We start from the raw sequence: 3610 nt of genomic DNA, 5'->3' as shown, positions 1-3610 counted from the left end.
GCCCGCTCCATGGGCATCGAGGTGAAGTAAGATGGCAAAGCTTGGAAAACGCACAAAAGCGGCCCGCGAAGCCTTCGCCGGCAAAGAGACCCTGACCGTCGAGGAAGCCGTGGCACTGGTCAAAGGCAGTGCCTCGGCCAAGTTCGACGAAACCGTCGAAATCTCGATGAACCTCGGCGTTGACCCCCGCCACGCGGACCAGATGGTACGCGGCGTGGTTGGCCTGCCCAACGGCACAGGCAAGGACGTCCGCGTCGCTGTCTTCGCCCGCGGCCCCAAGGCCGAGGAAGCGCAAGCAGCCGGTGCGGACATCGTTGGCGCCGAGGATCTGATGGAAACCGTCCAGGGCGGCACCATCGACTTTGACCGTTGCATTGCAACCCCCGACATGATGCCCATCGTAGGCCGTCTGGGTAAGGTGCTGGGCCCCCGCAACCTGATGCCGAACCCCAAGGTTGGCACCGTGACCATGGACGTCGCCGACGCCGTGAAAGCGGCCAAGGGTGGCGAAGTTCAGTTCAAGGCCGAGAAGGCTGGCGTCGTACACGCAGGTGTTGGCAAAGCGTCCTTTGATGAAGCCAAGCTGGTCGAAAACATCCGCGCCTTCGTAGGTGCCGTGGCCAAGGCGAAGCCCGCTGGCGCGAAAGGCACCTACATGAAAAAGGTGTCGCTGAGCTCGACCATGGGTCCGGGTGTTAGCGTCGATGTGGAGAACGCCGTTACCGAGTAGTCGGGGACGATTTCTGAGAGTTTGGATGGCGCGTGCCCGATGGGGTGCGCGCCATTTTTTCTTGTCCCTGCGGGGAAATAACCGGCTTGTCCCCGCGGGGACAGCGTGTTCGGTGGAGTTGCAGTGATTTAGGGTTTTTGTGAAAGGCACGGGGGATCAGGGGCTTAGACCAGCGCACGGTGGGTATTGCGGATTTTAACGGGTTGAACTGTAGCCTGCCCTTCGAAGAGGGGCGGTTTTTCGGATCCAACAAATCTTTCATCCTGCCAGCGCCAAACTCTTGCCATGCTGCGCGCCTATGTCGTCCTCAAATCAGGGAGGGCACATGAGCAAAGCAAAGTACATCGTTGCACATTTAATCGCGGTTTTGGCTGTGTCCGGCCCGGCGCTGGCAGGTGACGAAACCACGTTGCGCCATGCGGACACCGCAGCGCAACATTGCCCGGCTGAATGGGCGGAGTTCACATCCCTTGAACCGGATGCATGGGCTGCGTTCGGCGCGGTCACGGATGATCCCGATATCGACCCCGCACATACCGAGGCGTTCAACAAATACGCGGCAGGGGCGATTGCGCTTGCCGACTACTTTGGAGCCTTCATCGGGCTGCCGAATGCCGTTGCGCAAGACCCGGATTCTTTTAATGTGACGCGGGCAAAATTCGCTTTGACGCAATGCCTGATGCCAACCGTGTACGACCGTGGCGTGGTCATGGCGTTTTCGCGGCTCAAGGAACCTGGAATATCGGACGATTCATTAGACAAGGCGTTGTTCGAAGGCTTTGATTTGTACAAATGCATGCGCGTGCCGGAAGCGAGCGAGCAGGTTTTTGCGCTTGATCCGATGAGCGCGTCATTCGCTGAAGACCATGAAGCGATCATGTTGGCAGTGATGGAGCCATGTACCTGAGTGTGACCATGTGCGAGCCAGTGGATGGTGGAACACAATGCTCATCCTGCGGGTGATGCAGCGGACATCTTTGCTCTGTGAGGCCAGTTCGGTGCCGCGCCCGATCGCTCGTGAAGTGTCTGCTCAACTGAGTTAAATGCGCCGTTGTTCAAAGGCATGAACGATCTGCACGAAAATACGAACTGTGGAGCATAGGCCCAACATCTGAGCGTACGATATCCAATCCACGTCATTTATCGACCTGGAGGAATTGTCGTGAAGAAACTCGTATCTGCCTTGGCCGTCGCTGCAGCACTGTTTGGCGTTCAAGCCCAAGCGCAAGACATCGCTGCCATGAGCGACTTGGAATTTGCGCATATCGCTTACACCGCCGACAACATTGATATCCGCTATGCACATCTTGCACTGGCGCTGTCGAAGAACCCGGACATCCATGAGTTTGCACGCACCATGATCCGCGATCACGAAGCGGTGAACGAGGCGGCGTTGGGACTGTTGGACAAGCTTGGTGCAACGGCACAGGACAATCCGGTCAGCCAATCCCTCAATGAACGTGCGGACAAGATTATTGCAGGTTTCATCGAGCTGGACGGCAAAGCCTTTGACATGGCGTATGCCGAAAACGAACTGGCGTACCATCAGGAGGTCAACGCATTGGTCGAGGGCACAATGATCCCCAATATCGACAATGCCGAGGTGAAGGCGCTTTTTGAACAGGGGCTTGAGATTTTCAAGGCGCACGAAAAGCACGCGGAAATGATGGTCAAAGGCCTGAAATACTGATGCATGCGTCGACAACACGACGTGCGGTTTTAATGGGAGCGGCTGCAGTTGCGGCCGCTCTCAAAGCAGGAAAAAGTGCGGCGTCCGAACCTGTCACTCATGTTGTGCGGATCAAAAGCTTTGCCTTTGTTCCGGAGCGTATCGACGCAAAAGTCGGGGATACGATTCAGTGGGTGAACGAAGACTTGGCTCCGCACACTGCGACCGCAGACGATTTTGAGTGGGACACGGGCGAGCTTGTGCAAAACCAAGTCGCTGAGATTGTGGTCACGGACGATATGCAGACGTCCTATTTCTGCGTGTTCCACCCGCATATGAAGGGTGAGATCGTCAAGGTCTGAATGTCATCGACGAATCCTGATGGCATGGTGACCAAGACACTTACCTGAAATGCGGCACGGGATGAGTTTGCCATCCACTTACCGTTGCGAACGAGGCTGCGGTCGGAGTGAGGCGCCGAGAGATCGTTTTCACCCGGTGACGCGCCGCCGAAACAGCCCCAAACACCCTTACCCCCTTGGCATTCGAGCCCAAAGGGACTAACCAACCTGCGAGGGCTTCCGTGTGATTCGGTAAGCCCTCATTTCGTCCGAGACGGTGGGTGACTGGGATATGCCAGTCATAATTCCTGCCCGAGGCGGGAACAGGCCACGTTAAGCTCAGATGCTCTGTCGAGCCTCGGGCGGCTTTGGACCCGTGTATTTCGAGGACCAAACCGCCGGAGTGATCCGGTGCAAACTGAGCCGGGGACCCGCAAGGCCCCCAAATTTGGAGAAAACTGTGGATAGAGCCCAGAAAGAGAAAGTGGTCGAGGAACTCGGCCAGATCTTTGAAAGCTCTGGCGTCGTTGTGGTTGCCCACTACGCCGGTCTGACAGTTGCCGAAATGCAGGACCTGCGCGCACGTGCCCGTGACGCGGATGCTTCTGTTCGGGTTGCAAAAAACAGGCTCGCCAAGATCGCCCTGGATGGGAAGCCATGCGAAAGCATCGGTGACTACCTGACGGGCATGACCGTTCTGACCTTCTCCGAAGACCCCGTGGCGGCTGCCAAGGTGTCCGAGGACTTTGCCAAGGAAAACGACAAGTTCGTGATCCTTGGTGGTGCCATGGGTGAGAACGCGTTGGACCGGGCCGGTGTGACGGCTGTGTCGAAGATGCCTTCGCGCGAGGAGCTTATTGCCTCGATCGT

The 3610-nt window shown here is 57.3% G+C and carries 5 protein-coding genes; all 5 read left to right on the top strand.

Translation table 11 applies throughout. From position 1 onward, the window contains the following. The first annotated feature begins 31 nt into the window (after nt 1–31). Complete coding sequence (rplA, locus tag AC6RA8_RS21730) at nt 32–730, top strand: 50S ribosomal protein L1 (protein ID WP_500355823.1); 699 nt, start codon at nt 32–34, stop codon at nt 728–730. 325 nt (nt 731–1055) lie between these two features. Further along, entirely contained in the window at nt 1056–1637 is a 582-nt protein-coding gene (locus AC6RA8_RS21725) for a hypothetical protein (RefSeq protein ID WP_500355822.1), read from the top strand. A 255-nt stretch (nt 1638–1892) separates the two neighbouring features. Further along, the gene (locus tag AC6RA8_RS21720) at nt 1893–2420 is read left to right on the top strand and encodes a DUF4142 domain-containing protein (protein ID WP_500355820.1); all 528 of its coding nucleotides are present in this window, start codon (nt 1893–1895) and stop codon (nt 2418–2420) included. Further along, a complete protein-coding gene (locus AC6RA8_RS21715) occupies nt 2420–2761 on the top strand; it encodes a cupredoxin domain-containing protein (protein WP_500355818.1) in 342 nt (113 codons plus the stop codon). Before AC6RA8_RS21720 ends, AC6RA8_RS21715 begins: the two co-directional genes overlap by 1 nt. Before the next feature lie 439 nt (nt 2762–3200). Further along, nucleotides 3201–3610 (top strand): 50S ribosomal protein L10 (gene rplJ / locus AC6RA8_RS21710; protein WP_500355816.1); only part of this gene is annotated, 410 nt, incomplete at its 3' end.

It is taken from the genome of Tateyamaria sp., assembly GCF_059783535.1.
This window is presented reverse-complemented; position numbering and strand designations above follow the sequence as displayed.

What these genes read in the sequence shown, in the direction of transcription:
- rplA (WP_500355823.1), top strand. Translation starts at nt 32, where the DNA reads ATGGCAAAGCTTGGAAAACGCACAAAAGCGGCCCGCGAAGCCTTCGCC.
- AC6RA8_RS21715 (WP_500355818.1), top strand. Translation starts at nt 2,420, where the DNA reads ATGCATGCGTCGACAACACGACGTGCGGTTTTAATGGGAGCGGCTGCA.
- AC6RA8_RS21725 (WP_500355822.1), top strand. Translation starts at nt 1,056, where the DNA reads ATGAGCAAAGCAAAGTACATCGTTGCACATTTAATCGCGGTTTTGGCT.